The organism is Kitasatospora sp. NPDC086801, from assembly GCF_044745805.1.
In the GTDB taxonomy this organism is placed as follows: domain Bacteria; phylum Actinomycetota; class Actinomycetes; order Streptomycetales; family Streptomycetaceae; genus Kitasatospora.
In genome coordinates, this window is the sequence record NZ_JBIVAX010000004.1 from 79,181 (window position 1) to 97,359 (window position 18,179).

Below are 18,179 nucleotides of genomic sequence, written 5' to 3' on the forward strand. Positions count from 1 at the left end.
GCCCACCTTTGCGCCGAGTTGGCCACCCCGTCAGCTCGGGCCGCCCTGCGGTGCACCGGCCGCGCCTTCGACTTCTTGCACCCACCTACGGTTCCCCCGACGCCGCAGACACGCGAATCCTGAACTCCGCCAGGGCTCACCGATCCCCGGCCCGATGAGCCCCCTCATGCGGCCGCCGCCTGGATCGTCAACGTTGGCACCGTCTATCTCGTTGGCCTCCTTGATGGCTCCCTTGAGCGTGCCACCGCGATTGACGATGAAGACGTGCTTGCTTACGACATTGGGGTGGTCCCTGTTGCCGCTCCACTGGTTCCAGTGGTTCTCGGTCCAGGAGCCGTCTCTTGGCGTCGCGCGCCTCGTTGTGTCTCGGGCGGCGGCACCACCGCGACCGCCTGCTGGAATGCCACCGGCACCGGGCCCTGAGCGGGCCGCCCCGAATGGGCTGACCTGGCCTGCCGGACCGGCCCGCCCGCGTCCCGCCATGGAGCGCTGAGCTGGGAGCCGAGGGGGCCTGAGCCGAGGGAGCCCGAGTCGAGGGGGCCTGAGTCGAGGGAGCCCGAGTCGAGGGGGCCTGAGTCGAGGGGATCCGAGTGGGTAACTCCGTTGCTCCGGCGCGGGATGGCGGCGAAGATCCTGTCCGTGTCCGACACCACGTTCGAGGATGCCGCGTGGCGGCCCTATCCCAAGATCCCCGCGCGGGCGCGCTCCGGCGCGCCTGGCAGCCGGGAATGGACCGCTGCGGAGAAGGTGCACGGGGCACACTTCGCGGTGGTCTGCGACGGCGCCGGGGTCCGTGCGGCCAAGCGGCGCGAATTCCTGGACGGGGAGGCGCTGGACGGCTTCTTCGGCGTGAGCCGGATCTGGCCGGCGACCTCGGTGGCGGCCGCCCGCCTCGCGTCCGCCGTCCGCAGCCGGTGGGGCGAGGAGGCGGTGGTGACGGTCTACGGCGAATTGGCCGGCGGCCGCTACCCGCACCCGGACGTGCCGGCCGTCGTCGGGGCCGAGCCGGTGCAGACCGGCGTCTGGTACGCGCCGGATCTGCGGTGGCTGCCGTTCGACGCCACCGTGGAGACCGCCGACGGCCGGTGGTGGATCGCCGACCGCGACCTGCGCGCCGCCGCGGCCGCTGCCGGACTCACCTGCGTGCCGCTGCTCGGGCACGGCCCGCTGAACGTGCTGCAGGAGTTGCCGGTGGCCTTCCCCAGCAGGGTGCCCACGCTGTTCGGGCTGCCCGAACTGGCGGAGAACCTCGCCGAGGGGTACGTGCTCAAGCCTGCGGGGGAGTGGCGGGAGACGGGGGAGACGGGGGAGACGGGGGCGGCGGGGGCGGCGGGGGCGGCGGCCCGGCCGGTGGTGAAGGTGAAGCAGCAGGCCTTCGCCGAGGACGAGCGCTACGACGGCGCCCGCCCCTACCTGCCGCCACCGCAGGGCGCGGCCGGAGTCCCCGCCTGGCTCCTGGTCCAGGCCTCGGCCCTGCTCACCCCTGCCCGCGCGGCCGCCGCCGTCAGCAAGCTCGGCCCGCACACACCCGAGGACGTCGTCGCGGCGGAGATCACCGGCGACGTGGCGGAGGAACTCGCCGAGGCGGTAGGCGGATTGGACGGTGACGTCCTGCGCGCGCTGGAAGCCGCCCTCGGGCCCGGGGCGCGATCCCTGGCGGCATTCGACACCGAGGACCGGCGCCCGCCGGCCGGCCCGCACCGGGCCGCACGGTGAACTCGTCCCGCTCGCGGAGCAGGACCGCAGCCGCTGGGAGCGTGAACTCCTCCCTGAGGAAGCGGAGTTGATCACCGCAACGCTGCCAGGCGGCGCGGCCGACCTCTACCAGGTGGAGGCCGCGATCGTCGCCGTCCACCGTCAGGCGCGCACCCGGACGCCCGGACGTCACCGACTGGCCGCAGATCCCCGCCCTCTACGACCTGCTGCTGCCCGTCGATGCCAACCCGATGGTCGCCCTCAACCGGGCGGTGGCGGTCGCGATGGTCCACGGCCCGGCCGCCGGACTCGACCTGCTCGCGAGCCTGGAAGCCGACCGCCGGCTGACCCGCCACCACCGCCTCCGCACCGCCCGTGCCCGCCTGCTCGAACTCCTCGGCGCCGACCCCGCCGCTGCTTCCGGCACCTACCGGGAGGCCGCCGCCCGCACCGCCAGTGCCCCGGAACGCCCGGCACCTCGCGGAGCGGGCCCAGTGGCTGGCCGGGGCGGTGTGAGGCCTGATCGGTCGGGTCGGCGGCGCGTCGGCGATTCGGGGTTGGAATGGGGAGGATATGGCGTGACGTAGGTGGAGCGCATGGTCGTGCGCGACGGGGTCCGGCTGTCCTGCCGGGGCCGGGTTGGCTCCGGTGTCCCCGTCGTCCTGCTGCACGGGCTGGCCGGGCACGCCGGTGAATAGGGCGCTGTGGCAGGCGAGTTGAGGGCTGGCGGGCAGCGGGTGGTGGCCGTCGACCAGCGCGGGCGCGGTGCGAGCGAGCGGCGCCCGGAGGGCGTGTCGCGGGCGGCGTACGTGGCCGACGTGGCGGCGGTCGCGCGGGAACTGGGCCTGGAGCGGCCGGTGCTGGTGGGGCAGTCGACGGGCGGCAGCACCGCGGGGCGGTGCTCGGCTGACCGCCGGGGCTTCCTGCCGGTTCGCGGTTCCGCTGATTCGCTGGCGTGTGGTCCTGCCGGCCCGTCGGCCCGCTGGCGCGCCGTCCTGTTGGCCGGTCGGCCTGAAGGTTCAGCCGAGCGCGTCCAGCCAGGAGCGGAGCCGGTCGCCCTCGCGGGTCATCAGCCCGGGGTCGCGCAGGGCGTTCGCCAGTAGGGACATGCCCTGGTAGCCGGCGACGAGGGTGACGGCGTGGCCGTCCGGGTCCGGGACGCCGAGTTCGCGGAACTGGCCGGCCGCCCAGGCGAGCAGGCGGCGGATGACCTGGGCGGCGGCTTGGTCGAGCCCGCCGGGGGCGTCGGGGTCGCGCTTGTCCAGTTCGGCGGCGAGGGTGCCGGTGGGGCAGCCGTAGCGGGCGGCGGTCTCGCGTTGGGAGACCCAGGCGTCGACCAGGCCCGTGAGGCGGGCGCGCGGGTCGGGGAGCCGGTCGAGCTCGTCGGTGAGGGCGTCGAGGCGGGCGGTGTGCTCGCTGAGGGCGGCTTCGACCAGGTCGTCCTTGGTCTTGAAGTAGTAGTACACGTTGCCGACGGGCACGGCGGCGGCCTGGGCGATGTCGGCGATGGCGGTGCGCTCGACGCCCTTCTGGTGAAGCACCTGCGCGGCGGCGGCCGTGAGGCGGCGGCGCTTGGCGGCCGAGGCGGCGGCGCGGGAGGAGCTCTTCGGGGCCGTCGACGCTTGTGAGTCAGTCACTCAACTCACTATAGACAGCGTCGCTCGGGGCGCGCTACGGTCATGACCGCCAAGCAAGTGAGTCAGCCAACTCACTCATTAAGGAGAGTGCTGTCATGATCGTCGTCACGGGGGCCACCGGAAACGTCGGCCGCGCGCTGGTGCAGTACCTCATCGAGGCGGGCGAGCAGGTGGCGGCGGTGTCGCGCCGCACCCCGGGCGGCTCGCTGCCGCCGGGCGTGCGGCACCACGCCGTCGACCTCGCCGACCCGCCCGCCCTGCGGCCCGCGCTGGACGGCGCCGACGGGCTGTTCCTGCTGGTGGCCGGCGAGGATCCGCGCGGGCTACTGGAGCAGGCCAAGGGTGCGGGCGTCCGCAAGGTCGTCCTGCTCTCCTCCCAGGGCGTCGGCACCCGACCGGACGCCTACCGGCACCCGGCCGCTTTCGAAGCCGCGCTCGTCGCCAGCGGGTTGGAGTGGACGGTGCTGCGCTCGGGCGGCCTGGCCTCGAACGCGTACGCCTGGGCCGAACCGGTCCGCGCCCACCGCACCGCCGCCGCGCCCTTCGGAGATGTCGGCCTGCCGTTCGTCGACCCTGACGACGTGGCCGCCGTCGCGGCCGTGGTGCTGCGCGAGGACGGCCACCACGGAGCCACGTACGTCCTGACCGGGCCCGCGCCCGTCACCCCGCGCGAACGGGCGACGGCCATCGCCGAGGCGATCGGCGCGCCGGTCGGCTTCCAGGAGCAGACCCGCGAGCAGGCCTGGTCCCAACTGGCCGAGGTCATGCCGCCGGTCGTCGTCGAGGGCACCCTCGCCATCCTCGGCGCGCCCACCCCCGAAGAGCGGCGCCCCACCCCGGACGTCGAATGCCTCCTCGGCCGACCCGCCCGCCCCTTCGCCGCCTGGGCGCAGCGCAACGCCGCCGCCTTCCGCTGAGCGCGCGCGGCGTAGCCCCGTGCCGCCGCCGCGACCCTGGCGCGCAGGAAGTCGGCCTGGACGACTTCCTGCGCGTTCCTGCGAGGTAGGGTCGCGGCGGCGCGGGTGGGGGTGCGGGTGGGGGCGTGGGTGCGGGGAAAAATATGTCGGTCGGTCTACTGATTTTGTGGAGGGGTGGTGCGTGCGCAGGAAGTCGGTCCGACCGACTTTCTGTGCGGGCGCGGTGGGTGCCCGGGTGGAATATATCGGTCGGTCTACTGATTCTGTGCCGCTGCCCGGGCGGTGTGAGCACGGGAAGTCGGCTGGGCCGACTTCCCGTGCGGATGGAGGTGGTGGAAGTGGCGGCGACGCAGAAACAGTAGACCGGTCTACATATTTTTTTGCTGAGGGAAGAGGTGGTTGGCGGTGCTTCCCCGCTGGAGGGGGTGGCCCGTTGGGCGCGCCAGCGGTCGAGGGCGGGTGAAGGAGGCGTCGAGGGGGCTTCCGCCTGTGGTGGGCCGGGCCCATGATGGGCTGCTCCCGGTCCGAGTCCCCGGTCGAGGGCTCCGGGAGAGGCTCCAGGAGGCAGCAGAGATGACGATTCCCTTCCCTGTCCGGATCCAGTCCGCCGTCGTCCGGGGCGCGTACGCGCTGCCGGAGGGGCTGCGGCGGGCGATCGCGGGCGCGCCGGTGGTTCGTGACGGGCAAGTGCTGGCGCTGGACGCGCAGTTGATTCTCAAGTTGCAGCGCCTGTCGAAGGCCGCTCTGGTGCTGCCGAGCGGGGTCGGGCCGTCGCGGGAGGCGATGGAGCACGCGCGGTACCTGGTGGGTGGGGCGACGATCCAGCCGGTCGCCGTACGGAACGTCGGAATCCCGCAGGAGTACGGCGAGTTGGCGGCCACGCTGTACACGCCGGGCGGGCTGGCGGCGGGTTCCGGGCTGCTGGTGTACCTGCACGGCGGGGGCTGGGTGGTCGGCAGTCGGAGCAGCCACGACCACGTGGTGCGGTTCCTGGCGCAGCGGGCGCAGGTGCGGGTGCTGTCGGTGGAGTACCGGCGCGCGCCCGAGCACGCGTTCCCGGCGGCCGCGGACGACGCGCTGGCCGCGTTCGACTTCGCGCACGCCAAGGCGGCCGACCTGGGCGCGGATCCGGATCGGATCGCGATTGGCGGGGACAGCGCGGGCGGGAACCTGGCGGCCGTCACCGCGCAGGCGGCGGTGCGTCGGGGCGGTCCGGCGCCGGTGTTCCAGTTGCTGCTGTATCCGGCGGTCGACGCCTCCGTCCGGCGGCCCTCGCGCGAACTGTTCGCCGACGGCTTCTTCCTGACCAGTGCGGACATGGACTGGTTCCTGGACCGCTACGCGCCCGCGTCGGCCGACCGGACCGACCCGCGTCTGTCGCCCCTGCTCGCCGCCGACCTGTCCGGGCTTCCGCCCGCGTACGTCGGCACCGCGGGCTTCGACCCGCTGCGGGACGAGGGCGAGGCCTACGCCGAGGCGTTGAAGGCGGCCGGGGTGACGGTGCGCCTGAGCCGGCAGCCCGACCTCATCCACGGCTACGCCAACTACCTCGGCATCGGCCGCCGCTTCCGGGAGGCGACGGCGGAGGCGGCCGAGGCGCTGCGGCAGGCGCTGGGCACCGCGTAGCGCGCAACCGCGCACGGCGCGGCTCGGAGGCGCTCGGCGCAGCACCGGGCGGGGCCCGTTCGGAGGACTCAACGGCCGCCGCCCGGTTGCCCGTTCAGGCCGGAAGCCGCCGTGCCGAAGTGAGCTCCGACTCCCGCGCGCCGTGCGCGAGGAGGTACTCCGCCACCGATCCGTGGTGACTCCGGATCGACAGCAGCGCCCGCCGCAGATGGACCTCGCGTACGGGCAGGGCGTTGTGCGCGGCCCCGGTCCCGGCCGGGGGCTGGTCGGTGAGGCCCAGTTCGGTGTTCGAGCGCAGGAAGTCCTGGAGGACCTCCGCCTCGGAGGCGCCCAGCAGCGTCTGGAGGACGGCGATGACGACTCCCGTGCGGTCCTTGCCCGAGGCGCAGTGGACCAGTACCGGCGCGGCCTCGCCCCCGTCGGTGAGCAGTTGGCGCAGGACGGTCACCGCTACCGCGCCGGCGCGCTCGGCCATCAGCGGGTACAGCTCCAACTGGTCGGCGGGCCAGCGCCGTTCGGTGAAGACCGGCGCGTGCAGGTACCGGGCGCCGACGAGGCCGACGGCATCCGGGCGCTCCGCCACCTCCGGGTCGCTGCGCAGGTCGACGACCGTCCGCAGGTCGAGGCGCCGTAGCGCGTCCGCGTCCTCCGCCGCGAGACCGTGCAGGGTGGCGGAGCGGTACAGCACGTCGCGCGGCAGGGATCCGACGCCGCCGGCGTCGCGAAAGTTCCGTACGCCGGTGGGGGCGACGTGCTCCGGCCTCGCCTCGGGCTGGTCGATGATCACGCCTCACTGTATCCGGGGCGCGGACGGGAGAGGCCGCGGATGGGAGAGCCCGCGGACGGGAGAGGCCGAACACGAGAGGGGACGCGGGCGAGACGGGCCACGGACGAGAGGGGGCGCGGGCCTTGCGGCGGTGCGCCTGCCGGGTGCTGCACAGGGGGTTCTCGACGGTGGGCTCTTATTGTACTGTCCGTCTAATAGGCGGGTGGGCGAGCCCCCGCAGGAGCAGGCACCTGGAGGCAGCCATGGCTCTCACCAACGCGGCGTCGGGGCGGGCGGCGGATGCGCACGGCCACACCGCGGTCGACGACGACGTCTCGAAGCGGCTGCTGGAGTCCGCCGCGGCCCTCTCCTACGACCCCTCGACCGAGATCGACTGGGACGCGCCACTCCCAGCTGACCACTACGGCCTCAACCCGCAGTGGAGCACCCTCTACGGCACCCGGCTGTGGGGGGAGATGACCGAGCGGCAGCGGGTCACCCTCACCCGGCACGAGGTCTGCTCGATCATGAACACCGGGATCTGGTTCGAGATGATCCTCCAGCAGATGGTGCTGCGGGACCAGTACCTGAAGAACCCCGCCAACGCCGAGTTCCAGTTCGCGCTCACCGAGATCGCCGACGAGTGCCGCCACTCGATCATGTTCGCCCGCGCCTGCGAGAAGATGGGCGTCCCCGCGTACCGGCCGAACAAGGTGATCGCCCAGGCCGGCCGCGCGTTCAAGGCCCTCGCGAAGGGCGAACTCGCTTACGGCGGCATCCTGGTGGCCGAAGAGGTGCTCGACGTCATGCAGCGCGACTGGATGCGCGGCGAGAACGTCCTGGAGATCGTCCGCGGCACCTCCCGGATCCACGTCGTCGAGGAATCGCGGCACATGAAGTTCGCCCGGCAGGAGATCCGTGAACGGGTGCGCCACGCCGGTCCCGCCCGGCGCCGCACCTCGGCCACCGGCATCGCCGTCGGCGCGTACGTCATCGTCTCCAGCATGGTGCACCCCGGGGTCTACCGGGCCGCCGGGCTCGACATCGAACGGGCGCTCGCCGAAGTGCGGGCCAACGAGCACCGCAAGGCGATGATGCGCACCAGTTCCCGGCACCTGATGGCGTTCCTCGCCGAGACCGGGCTGCTCACCAGCCGCTCGGCCGCCATCTACCGTCGCATCCACATGCTCTGACGAAGTGTCAATTCCGGCTCCCGACACCACCGTACCTCTCCACCTGCAGCGAGGGACCTCACCCCGGCCATGGCCTACGCGATCACCCGGACCTGCTGCAACGACGCCTCGTGCGTGTCCGTCTGCCCGGTCAACTGCATCCACCCGACCCCGGACGAACCGGAGTTCGGCACCACCGACATGCTGTACATCGACCCGGCGGCCTGCATCGACTGCGGCGCCTGCGCGGACGCCTGCCCCGTGGACGCGGTGTTCCCCGTCGACCGGCTGCGCGGGCCCGACACCGTGTTCGGCGACCTCAACCGCGACTGGTACCGCGACCACCCCAACGACCACGCCTGGGGCGCGCCCAGCTTCCCGCGCAGCCTGCCCGACGGGCTCGGCGCACTGCGCGTCGCCATCGTCGGCACCGGCCCGTCCGCCGGGTACACCGCGCAGGAACTGCTGCGCAGCACCGGTGCCGAGATCACCATGATCGACCGGCTGCCCGTCACCGGAGGCCTGTTGCGGCACGGCGTCGCGCCCGACCACCAGTCCACCAAACGCATCGCGGACAGCTTCGCCGGCGTCTTCCACGACCCCCGGCTGCGGATGCACCTCAACGTGGACATCGGCACCGACGTGACCCACGAAGAACTGGCCGCCCACCACCACGCCGTCGTGTACGCCGTCGGCGCGGCCGCCGACCGGCGGCTCGGCATCCCTGGCGAGGACCTGCCGGGCAGCCTGCCCGCAACCACCTTCGTCGGCTGGTACAACGCCCAACCGACGGTGCCCGCCGACGCGGTGGAACTGTCCCGGCCCGGCGTCGAACGGGTGGTCGTCATCGGCAACGGCAACGTCGCCGTCGACATCGCACGCATCCTGCTCACCGACCCCGACCGGCTCGCCACCACCGACATCGCCGACCACGCCCTCGCCGCACTGCGCCGCAGCCGGGTGCGGGAGGTCGTCCTGCTCGCCCGGCGCGGGCCCGCCCAGGCGGCCTGGACCGAGGCGGAGTTCCTGGCGCTGCGGCAACTGCCGGGCGTCGAAGTGGTGGTCGAGGACCACCCGGAGGTGCGGGCGGCGATCGAGGCGGCCGCTGGGACGGCCATCGGGACGACCGCCGGGGCGACCGCCGGGGCGACCGCCGGGGCGACCGCCGGGACAACTGCTGCGCCGACCGCGTCGGACTCGCGGGCCGCGCTGCTCGTCGGGCTGCCGCTGGTGCCGTTCGACGGGGGCGCCGAGCCGGCGCCGGGCCGGCGGATCGTGCTGCGCTTCCTGTCCGTGCCGACCGCATTCACCGCGCTCACCGAGCCTGGTGGGTCTACCGAGGGCGGGCGGGTGACGGGCCTGACCGTCGCCCGGACCACCCTTGCGGGCGGCCGGACCGCCGAACCGACCGGGGAGACCGACGAACTGCTGGCCGGCCTGGTGGTGCGCTCCATCGGGCACCGGGGCGTGCCGGTGCCGGGGCTGCCCTTCGACGAGCGGACGGCGACGGTCGCGCACCGGGGCGGGCGGGTCGTCGACCCGGCGACGGGGCGGCCGTTGCCGGGGGCGTACGTGGTGGGGTGGGCCAAACGCGGACCGTCCGGCGGGATCGGTGCCAACCGGGCCTGCGCCCGCGAGACCGTGGACGCACTCCTCGACGATGCGGCGGCCCGCGCCCTGGCCGCCCCGGCGGCGAGCCGCGCGGACTTCGACCGCCTCGTCCGCCACCGCCGTCCGGACGCCGTCGGGCTGAAGGAACTGCGCGCAGTGGAGCGGGCGGAACGCGCCCGGGGCGAGGCGGAAGGCCGCCCCCGCGTCAAGCTCGCCACCGTCCCCGACCTACTGGCGGCCGCCCGCCGACGATAGGCGGGGGGCGGCCGGGTACGCAGGCGTGCAGGCGTGTGGGCGGCGGGGCGCGGTCCGGAGCCGAGGAATATGTCGGTCGGTCTACTTAATCTGAGCGGGGCGTGCGCAGGAAGTCGGCCCATCCGACTTCCTGCGCGTGGCAGGGAGAGGCCAGCAAGAAATATGTAGGCCGGTCTACTGAGTTTTCGCCCGCGCGACAAGAATATGTAGGTCGGTCTACTGATTCTTCCCTCGACCCAACCCCGCTCGCCCTCAAGGCCCGCCCGCGCCGCGGGCCGGGAGGCGGGCCGCCCCCCCACCGGCGCGCCCGCCCCCGCGGGCCCGGCAAATTAGAACGGGGGGCAAATTTTAACCGGGGGCGGATTGGGCCCCCGCNNNCGTACGTCCCCCCCCCCCCCCCCCCCCCCCCCCCCCCCCCCCCCCCCCCCCCCCCCCCCCGGGGGGGGGGGGCGGGGGGGGGCCCCCCCCCCCCCCCCCCCCCCCGGCCCCGTCGAGCAGTCAAATGTAGACCGGTCTACATATTTTCCCGGGAGCAGTATGGGCCCGCGCCGGGTTGTTGCGGGGCTGTGGGGTTGACGTGGCCGTGTCCCGGGGTGAGCGGGGCGTGTTGGGCGGGCGTGAGTAGTCCTGGGGTGATGCCGGCTCCGCGGTGGCGGTCGGTCGAAGAAACGATCCTCCACAGTGCGGGAAGCCGGCCGCAACCCGACCTGGGGGCGCCCATCTACGCCGAGTTGGCTCGGATGTGGCAGGCCGCGGGTCGGGCGGTCCCCGGGTTGCCGGATCCGGTGTGGGAAGAACCGGTGTGGGAAACGGCGGCTCCGGCGGAGCCGACCAGTCACACCTTCGGGTGATCCGCTTACCGCATCCGCCACCAGCGTGCCGCCGGCCTCGTTGGGTGGGCGTGTCCACACTGATCACCGGTGCCACCGGCTTCCTCGGCTCCCACCTCCTGCTGCGCCTGCTGCGGCAGGGCCGGCCGGTCACCGCGCTGGTCCGGCAGCAACCGGACACCGCGCGGGCACGCCTCGCCCGCGCGCTCAAGGCCGCCGGAGCGCAGCCCGAGGACCTGGCCCGGCTGCCGCACGTCACCCTCCTCCGGGCCGACCTGACCGTCGACCGCCTAGGCCTCACCGCGCCGCAGCACTGCGAACTCGCCGCCGCCACCGAGGAGATCTGGCACAGCGCCGCCGGCATCGACCTCAACGCCCCGCTCGCCGCCCTGCTCCCGTCCAACGTGGACGGCACCCGCCGCGTCCTGGACCTCGCCGGGCAACGCCCCGGCGGGCCCGCCCGGGTGGTGCACGTCAGCACCGCCTTCGTCGCCGGCGGCCGGCCGGACGGCATCGTCGGCGAGGAGGACCTGACCGACCGGTACGGCTTCCTGCTGCCGTACGAGGAGACCAAGTACCGCGGTGAACTTCTCCTCCGCGCCTGGGCACAGCGCACCGGCGCCGCCGTCACCGTGCTGCGGCCGAGCGTCCTGATCAGCCACCGCCCCGTCCCCCCGGGCGCGCCGCACCACCCGCAGAGCGCCGTCGGCGTGCAACTGGCGCTGGCGGCCGCGCGCGGGCCGGCCTGGCTGGCCGGGCAGTGCGGCGTCCCGCTCGACGCGGACGGGAGGCTCCCCGCCCGGGTGCACACGGCGCCGGGCAGCGTGCTCAACCTCGTCCCCGCCGATTACGCCGCCGACGCGATGTTGCGCCTGGCCGCGCTGGACCCGCACCGGCCCGGCGTCCGCACGCACCACGTCGTCCACCCGACCGGGACGCCGGTGCGCCGCTGGCTCGCCGCGATGGCCGCCCGGATCCCGTGGCTCGACCTGCGGATCGAGCCGGAGCCCGTCCCGTTCGGCCCGGTCGAGTCCTACCTGTGCGCGCTCCGGTACGGCGGCGAGCGGTACGCGCTGCTCACCCGCCGGTACGACCGCGCCACCCTCGACCGGTCCGACCGGGCCGCCGGCATCGCCCCGCCCGGGCCACTGGACGGCGAATACCTCGCCGACGCCTTCGGTCCGCGACGCGGCGGGGTCCAGCGGGAGCCGTCCGGGTCCGAATCGGCGTCCGGACAGGCAGCCGGACAGGCGCCCAGATAGAACTGCCGCACCCAGCGCCGGATTGCGCCTCAGCTCGTCCTGCCGCTGCCGCTGCCGCCGCTGCGCCCGCCACGGCCGCCACTTGGACTGCCCCGGCTCCGTCCACCCCCAGTGCCGGGCGTTCCTGGCCACCCGGGTGGAGAACCACCGGCGCCCACCGACGCCACGCACCGCAGCCCGGCGGAATGCCTCCTCGGGAGGCTTTGATCGTTTCAGCCGGCGAGCCGATCAGCTGCCTTATCGTCAACGGCTGCCTGGGGCCAGGAGGCCGCAGCCGGCTTGATCGAAACTCTCCCGCACAGGGGCACCGTGCGCCGCAACCCGGCCGCCGCTACGACGTTGAACCGGCCATGGACAACAATGCCGCACCGCTCGGTGCTCGGGGAGGACTCTCGTTGGCGGCAGAGACCGGCTGGGTTCCCGACCGCCATATCCTCAGGGCGCTTCATGCCGCGACGTTCGGCAACCGGTGGTTCACCCAGATCAGCGCGACCGAGCTGGCGGGCCTGGCCGCCATGCCTGATGCGGCCGTCGTGCTCGGAAGCCGACGGGGCTACTTGGCGGACAGCCCGGAGAACCGGGCCCTCGCGGCTCTGCTGCGCGAACGGCCGGAGGAGTTCGGGCTGGTCGGCCCCATCATCCTCGGTGCGCAGAGCCTGCACTGGGAACCGGACCGGGCGGCCGGGGCGGGGCGGCTCGGATTGGCGGGTGTGCAGTGCTTCGACGGGTTCCAGCGACTTGTCACGATCGCCCACATCTCCCGCGAACTGCCGCCCGCAGACCTGGCCAAGGCCGTCCTGTCGGTCATCGTCGTGACCGGTGACGACCACCACCGGGTTCGCGAGTTCTATGACCACGGCGATCGCTACGTCAACTCCGCCGTGCGGCAGGACAACCTCGCTCGCTGCCCGCACCTGCTCACGGTGCAGGCCGAGTTCCAGGCGGAAGGGAGCTACTTCGACCCCCGGCGAGGCATTGTGGCGGGGCCGCACCCGGTGGGATTCACGCCTACGGACGTGTTCCGGTCGCTCGCGGCGCTCTCGGCTGCGCCGCGCCCTTGTCTGAGTCATCAACTCCAGGCCCCTGAAGGCCTGGACGCGCTCTGGTCGGACATCGCCAGTGCCTCCTACCGGAGCCTCGTGCATGAGAACCTGCGGGCGATCAGCGTGCAGGTCGCGGTCGAGGCCAGGCGCGAGACACAGAAGGTCATCGGCCGAATCCGAAAGCACCACAACACGGGCTACTACAAGCTGCTTGAGTACGCACCCGAACTGGTGACCTGGACGGCCTGCCGGATCCTTCCGCTGGAGAAGCTCTACGACGGCGGCAGGAACCCGCCGCGCTGGAACGACCTCATCCACGGTGACCGAGCGGCCGAGACCGAGCGGCCGAGACCGAGCGGGTTGCCCACCGGCTGGTCGCCTCCTACGAGCGGCTGCGCGGCTCGAAGCACATCTTCAAGCTCGCGGCGCCTGAACTCGACCTGTGGCTGGAGCTCGTGGGCGACGTCCTCGGCCGGGCGTAGCCAAGCCGAGCTTTCGGCGGCCGACCCCGGTGGATCCAGGTCGGCCGCCGCCCCTTCACCCCCGCCGGGTGTGCTTGAGCTCCTCCCAGCGGGCGGCCTGGGCGGGGGTGAGGCCGCCCCGGAGTTCGGCCAGCTTCAGCAGCTGCGCTTCGGCGTCGGCGCCGAGGGGTTGGGCTTCGGCGCGGTAGTGGTCGGTGAGGAGGGCGTCGAGTTCGGGGCGGGTGAGGGCCGGGTCGAGGCGCTGGGCGAGTTTGGCCAGGTTGCGGTAGGAGCCCTGGAGGAGGAACGGGGGTTCGGTGCGGGTGCGGTCGTCCTGCGCGGCGGAGGCCAGGTAGGCGCGGTTGACGGCGAGGACGGTGGTGCGCAGGTGGAGCAGTCCGGCGAGGACGGCGGTCATCCGTTCGACCTCGGCGGCGGGCCACGCGCCCGTGAGGGGGCCGCCCGGGGTGCCGGCGGCGCGGGCCAGCAGGGTGTCCAGGTCGGCGCGGTCGGCGGTGGCGAGCGGGGCCAGGTGCGGGTTGGCGGGCAGGGCGTTCTCGACGAAGCTGAGCGCGAAGAGGTCGTCGCGGCCGGCGATGACGTCGCCGAGGTTCCAGACGTCGGCGCGGTTGGCGAGCATGTCGGGCAGCCGGAAGAGGCGGCCGGACTCGGTGTACGGGTTGGCGGCCATGACGACGGCGAAGCGCTTGCCGCGCAGGTCCCACTCGCGGGCCTCGCCGTCCCACACCCCGTCGATCCGGCGCTGGGCGTCGCAGAGCGGGATGAAGCGTTGGAGGAGCTCGGGCGAGGTGTGCTGGACGTCGTCGAGGTAGAGCAGCACGTTGTCGCCCGCGTGCAGGGCGAAGTTGAGTTTCTCGATCTCGCGGCGGGAGGTGGCGTCGGGGGCCTCGGCGGGGTCGAGGGAGGTGACCCGGTGGCCGAGTGCGGGGCCGCTGACGGTGACCAGCAGCAGGCCGAGCCGTTCGGCGAGGTACTCGACGAGGGTGGTCTTGCCGTAGCCGGGCGGGGAGACCAGGAGCAGCAGGCCGCTGCGGTCGACCGGTCCGCCGGCGTCGGCGGTGCCGAGCTGTTTGGCGAGGTTGTCGCCGACCAGCGGCAGGTAGACCTGGTCGATGAGCCGGTTGCGGACGAAGCCGTTGAGCGGGGCCGGCCGGTACTGGTCGAGCCGTAGCCGGGTGTGTTCGGCGGTCAGCAGGTCGGCGCGCAGCCGCTGGTAGGCGCGGTACTCGGGGGCATCGGTGGCGGCGAACTCCTGGACGCGGGCGAGGAGTTCGTCGAGTCGTAGGTCGAGTGCGCCGCCCGCGAGCCGGGGGTGGTCGCCGCGCAGGCCGGTGAGGCGGGTGGCGGCGGCCCCGTCGGCGGCGCGGCGCGGCAGGGACGGGCAGAGGAGGGCGGCGGCGGCCTCGGCGAGGTCGCCGGGGTCGGCGTCGATGGCGCTGGACTCCAGCCAGGCCTGGGCGAGTTGGCGCCGTGCGGGCAGCAGCGCGGGCTCGGCGGGCAGCGCGGCCAGCGCTTCGGTGAGGCCGGCGGACTCGGGTGCGGCGTGGAACTTGTCGAGCAGCGCGGCGGCCCCCGGCGCGTACGCGAACGTGGGTGTGGCGGCGGCGAGTTCGGCCGCCAGGTAGGCGCCGGCGGGCTGCGGGCACGGGGTGAACTCCGCCACGGCGGAGCTGAGTTCGTCGGCCAGGGCGTCCAGGGCCGCCAGCGCGGCCGGGGCGGGGGCGGCGCCGAAGGCCTGCCGGGCGAGGGCGAGCGAGCGGGCCCGGGTGTGCCAGACCAGCCGCTGCCGTTCGTCGGCGCCGTACGCCCAGTACAGCTGCGCGGCCGCCCGGGCGCCCGCCGGGTGGCGCAACAGGCCTGCCTCGGCGTGGAGTTCGAGCAGGGCACGGAGCAGCAGTGCCGCGTCGTGGTCGTGGACGCCGCGCTGGTAGCCCTCGTCCGGGCGCTGTTCGGCGGCGCGGCGGACGAAGTCCAGCAGGTCTCTCTCGGCGCGCAGGGCGTCCAGCCCGTCCGGTTCGGCGGCCAGCAGCAGGCTGGCGGCGAGGTATTCGGCCCGGTAGAGCGCGGGGGTCTCGGAGGGCAGCGGCCGGCCCCAGTAGCGCTCGGTGGCGGCGAAGGCCGGGTCGGTGACGGGGGAGCGGTAGTCGGTGCCGGTGAGGGTGAAGGCGGGGCGGCCGCGCCAGGGGGTGAGGGTGAGTTCGGGGCGCTGGGTGGTGACGGCGAACAGGTGGCGGCCCAGTCGCAGGGTGCCGGGGCCGTCGCCGGCGAGTTCGGCGCGGTCGCGCCGGGCCCGGTGGGCGCGGCTGCGGGCGGCGCGCAGTCGTCCGGTCAGCTCTTCGGCCCGGACGCGGTCGCCGAGTGCGGTCAACTGGGCGGCGAGGTCGCGGAGTTTGACGGCGGTCGGGTCGGCGGCCAGGGCGGCGTCGATCTCGGCCGCGGTGTCGAGGGCGGTGAGCCGCCGGTGCAGGGTGTCGAGGATGCGTTCGGCGGAGGCGGCGATCCGGTCGGCGCGGCGGGCCCGTTCCTCCAGCAGATGCTGGCGGCGGGCGGTGAGGGCGTCGTGGATCGCGGTGCGCCGGTCGGCGAGCTGGTCGTTCAGCGCCGGGTCGGCGTCGGCGAAGCGGGTCTCCAACTGCTCGATGCGCAGCAGGAGTCGGCCGAGCTGGTCGTCGCAGGCCTCGGGGGTGTCGGCGGCGGCGAGCGCGGCGGTGGTGGCCTGGGCGAGCAGGGCGGTTTCGGCGGCGAACTCGGCGGCGGCCTCGCGGGTGCGCAGGTCGCGGCGGCGGACGGTGAGGGCGGCGCGGGCGCGGTTGAGCAGTCCGAGGACGTCGGCGAGCCGGTCGAGGATGGCGGTGCGGGTGGTGGCGTCGGCCAGGTCGAGGGTGCCGACGAGTTCCGATACGGTCTGCAACGCCTCGCTCTGCTCGGAGAGTTGAAGGCCCAATGGTGCGGCCTCGGCGGCGGTGGCGAGGGCGGCGCAGCGGTCGGCGAGCTCGCCGGCGCGCCGGCGGTGCGGGGCGAAGGCCTCGGGTTCGGCGAGGTGTCCGACGGCGCGGGCGGCGGCCTCGGCGAGACCCTCGGCGAGGTGGGCGGCGAGCGCGTCGATCCGGGCGTGGTCGGCGCGCGGCAGGTCGCGCAGCGCCTCGACCCGGCCCTGGGCGCGGCGCAGCCCGGCGAGCCGGTCGACCCATTCGGCGGCGTCGGCGAGGGTCTCGCCGCGGGCGGTGCGCAGCAGGCCTTCGACGTGCTCGGCGGCCTGTTCGGTCTGCCGGGCGGCGTGCGCGGTGAGTTCGGCGACGGCCTCGTACTCGGCGATGACCTGCCGGGCGGTGTCGCGGATCTCGGCGAGCGGGGCGGCGAGGTCGCCGAGGTCGGGCTGGCCCAGCCAGTGGTGCCGGTCGGCGGTGCGGGTGCAGGCGGCGAGGACGGCCTGGTGGCCGGCCGGGGTGTCGGCGCCGGCGGTGGCGAGCCGGGCCAGGGAGAGGCAGTCGGCGAGGCCGCGGACGAGGTCGGCGTTGCCGATCCGGGCGAGCGGGCCGGTGCCGGGCGGCTGCGCGGCGGCGTGGCGCTCACTGGTGAACGGGGTCTGCCACAGCTGGACGGGGTGCAGCCGGGTGGGCCCGTCCTCGGCCGGGCGGAGGGCGATCAGGGTGCCGTCGGCGAGCAGCGCGTAGCCCTGGCAGGGCAGCGGGGCGGCGGCCTCCTGGCGGACGCTGTTGTACGGCTGGAGCAGGGCGCGGCCGTCGACGGGGGAGCGGAACTCGTACAGCACGTCCTCGCCGTTGGGCGAGACGAGGGTGCGCTCGTAGGCCAGGCCGTCCACCGGCTGGTCGTAGCGGCGCACGGTGCCGTCGGCGAGGTGGCAGCCGCCGGGGAAGGCGAGGCCCTGGTCGGCGGGCAGCCGCAGGCAGGCCTGGCCGAGCGCGTCGATCCGGGTGACCCGGCCGGTGGGCAGGTGGCAGACCAGGTGCCGGACGGTCTCCTCCTGGTACGGGCGCACGCGCACCAGCAGCAGGGTGCCGAGCCGGGCGTGGGCGATCTGCGCGTCGGCGAGGGTCTGCAGGGCCTCGGCGAGGGGTTCGTGGTGCAGCTCGCGGCCGTCGGGGGCGGCGATGGTCAGCCGGCCGCCGTCGACGCCGAGCCGGAGTTCGCCGCCGAGGTCGGCGCGCGGCGGGCTGCCGGGGGCGGCGGGCAGCTGGTCGTCCCGGGTGAGGGCGGTCCAGGCGAGCTGCTGGCCGTCGGCGGGGGTGTGGTCGCGTTCGCCGCGGCCGTCCTGGTAGGCAGGGGGCCGGTCGTCGGCGAGGTCGTCGGCGAGGCGCCAGCGCAGCACCCGGACGTCGGCGGCGGCGGGGCCGGTGCGGAAGACGGCGAGCAGGCGGCCGCCGACGGGGCGCAGCCGTTCCAGCCGGGCGTCGCGGAAGTAGCGGTGCAGGTCGGCGAGGTCCTGGCGCAGGCGCGGGTCGTCCAGCAGGGTGCCCTCGGCGGGGGCGGGGGCGGGGGTGAGGTCGGGGTGGTGGACGCTGAGGACCTCCCCGAGCAGCCCGGCGCCCGGGGAGCCCTCGGCCGGGGCGTCGGCGGAGCCCGAGGCGGAGCCCGAGACGGAGGCGGCGGCGTCGGCTGCCGTACCCGGGCGGGCGCCGAGCAGCAGCAGCCCGCCGGCGGCGGTGAGGTCCTGCGGGAGGCAGGCCCGGCCGGTGGTGAGCCGCCCGGTGCCGGCCAGCCGCAGCTCCCCGCCGCCGAACTCCTCGACCCGGCGGGCGTTCAACGCCTGCGCGCGGTCGGCGAGTTCGGCGGCGGACCGGGCGATCCGGTCGCGCAGGACCTCGTAGGTGCCGGCGTCGAGCCGGGCGTCGAGGGCGTCCACCACGTCAGTTCCTCAACTA

General features: G+C 74.6%; 12 protein-coding genes. 8 read left to right on the forward strand and 4 right to left on the reverse strand.

All coding sequences use genetic code 11. The features are described 5' to 3' along the window. The first annotated feature begins 639 nt into the window (after window positions 1-639). The 3 genes from ACIPLC_RS07270 to ACIPLC_RS07280 all read left to right on the forward strand — a co-directional run bounded on the left by ACIPLC_RS07270 (window position 640) and on the right by ACIPLC_RS07280 (window position 2,798). Window positions 640-1,716 carry an RNA ligase family protein gene (locus tag ACIPLC_RS07270; protein ID WP_400471934.1) on the forward strand — a complete coding sequence of 359 codons (1,077 nt, stop codon included), beginning with the start codon at window positions 640-642 and terminating at the stop codon, window positions 1,714-1,716. Beyond that, a complete protein-coding gene (locus ACIPLC_RS07275) occupies window positions 1,604-2,218 on the forward strand; it encodes a DUF6596 domain-containing protein (protein WP_400471936.1) in 615 nt (204 codons plus the stop codon). The genes ACIPLC_RS07270 and ACIPLC_RS07275 overlap by 113 nt, the downstream gene beginning before the upstream one ends. Before the next feature lie 181 nt (window positions 2,219-2,399). Then, complete coding sequence (locus tag ACIPLC_RS07280; protein WP_400471938.1) at window positions 2,400-2,798, forward strand: alpha/beta fold hydrolase; 399 nt, start codon at window positions 2,400-2,402, stop codon at window positions 2,796-2,798. Here the strand turns inward: ACIPLC_RS07280 and ACIPLC_RS07285 are convergent. Next, the gene (locus tag ACIPLC_RS07285) at window positions 2,715-3,332 is read right to left on the reverse strand and encodes a TetR/AcrR family transcriptional regulator (protein ID WP_400471939.1); all 618 of its coding nucleotides are present in this window, start codon (window positions 3,330-3,332) and stop codon (window positions 2,715-2,717) included. The genes ACIPLC_RS07280 and ACIPLC_RS07285 overlap by 84 nt on opposite strands. A 95-nt stretch (window positions 3,333-3,427) precedes the next feature. On the opposite strand from ACIPLC_RS07285, the gene ACIPLC_RS07290 reads away from it, so the two are divergent. Further along, complete coding sequence (locus tag ACIPLC_RS07290; RefSeq protein ID WP_400471940.1) at window positions 3,428-4,249, forward strand: SDR family oxidoreductase; 822 nt, start codon at window positions 3,428-3,430, stop codon at window positions 4,247-4,249. Between the two features lie 573 nt (window positions 4,250-4,822). Then, the gene (locus tag ACIPLC_RS07295; RefSeq protein ID WP_400471941.1) at window positions 4,823-5,875 is read left to right on the forward strand and encodes an alpha/beta hydrolase; all 1,053 of its coding nucleotides are present in this window, start codon (window positions 4,823-4,825) and stop codon (window positions 5,873-5,875) included. Window positions 5,876-5,969: 94 nt separating this feature from the next. Here ACIPLC_RS07295 and ACIPLC_RS07300 read toward each other — a convergent pair whose 3' ends face one another. Beyond that, window positions 5,970-6,662, reverse strand: a complete 693-nt coding sequence (locus ACIPLC_RS07300) for a tyrosine-protein phosphatase (protein WP_400471942.1) — start codon at window positions 6,660-6,662, stop codon at window positions 5,970-5,972. Window positions 6,663-6,904: 242 nt separating this feature from the next. On the opposite strand from ACIPLC_RS07300, the gene ACIPLC_RS07305 reads away from it, so the two are divergent. From ACIPLC_RS07305 to ACIPLC_RS07315, 3 genes are all read left to right on the forward strand, one after another. Then, window positions 6,905-7,834 (forward strand): diiron oxygenase, encoded by a 930-nt coding sequence (locus ACIPLC_RS07305; RefSeq protein ID WP_400471944.1) that lies wholly within the window; start codon window positions 6,905-6,907, stop codon window positions 7,832-7,834. 69 nt (window positions 7,835-7,903) lie between these two features. Then, the gene (locus ACIPLC_RS07310) at window positions 7,904-9,679 is read left to right on the forward strand and encodes an FAD-dependent oxidoreductase (protein WP_400471947.1); all 1,776 of its coding nucleotides are present in this window, start codon (window positions 7,904-7,906) and stop codon (window positions 9,677-9,679) included. A 901-nt stretch (window positions 9,680-10,580) separates the two neighbouring features. Beyond that, entirely contained in the window at window positions 10,581-11,771 is a 1,191-nt protein-coding gene (locus tag ACIPLC_RS07315) for an SDR family oxidoreductase (RefSeq protein WP_400471949.1), read from the forward strand. Between the two features lie 212 nt (window positions 11,772-11,983). Here the strand turns inward: ACIPLC_RS07315 and ACIPLC_RS07320 are convergent, their stop codons facing one another. Beyond that, complete coding sequence (locus ACIPLC_RS07320) at window positions 11,984-12,685, reverse strand: hypothetical protein (protein ID WP_400471951.1); 702 nt, start codon at window positions 12,683-12,685, stop codon at window positions 11,984-11,986. A gap of 666 nt (window positions 12,686-13,351) precedes the next feature. Further along, window positions 13,352-18,163: a DNA repair ATPase gene (locus ACIPLC_RS07325; RefSeq protein WP_400471953.1), complete on the reverse strand. Its 4,812-nt coding sequence runs from the start codon at window positions 18,161-18,163 to the stop codon at window positions 13,352-13,354. Window positions 18,164-18,179: the final 16 nt, after the last annotated feature.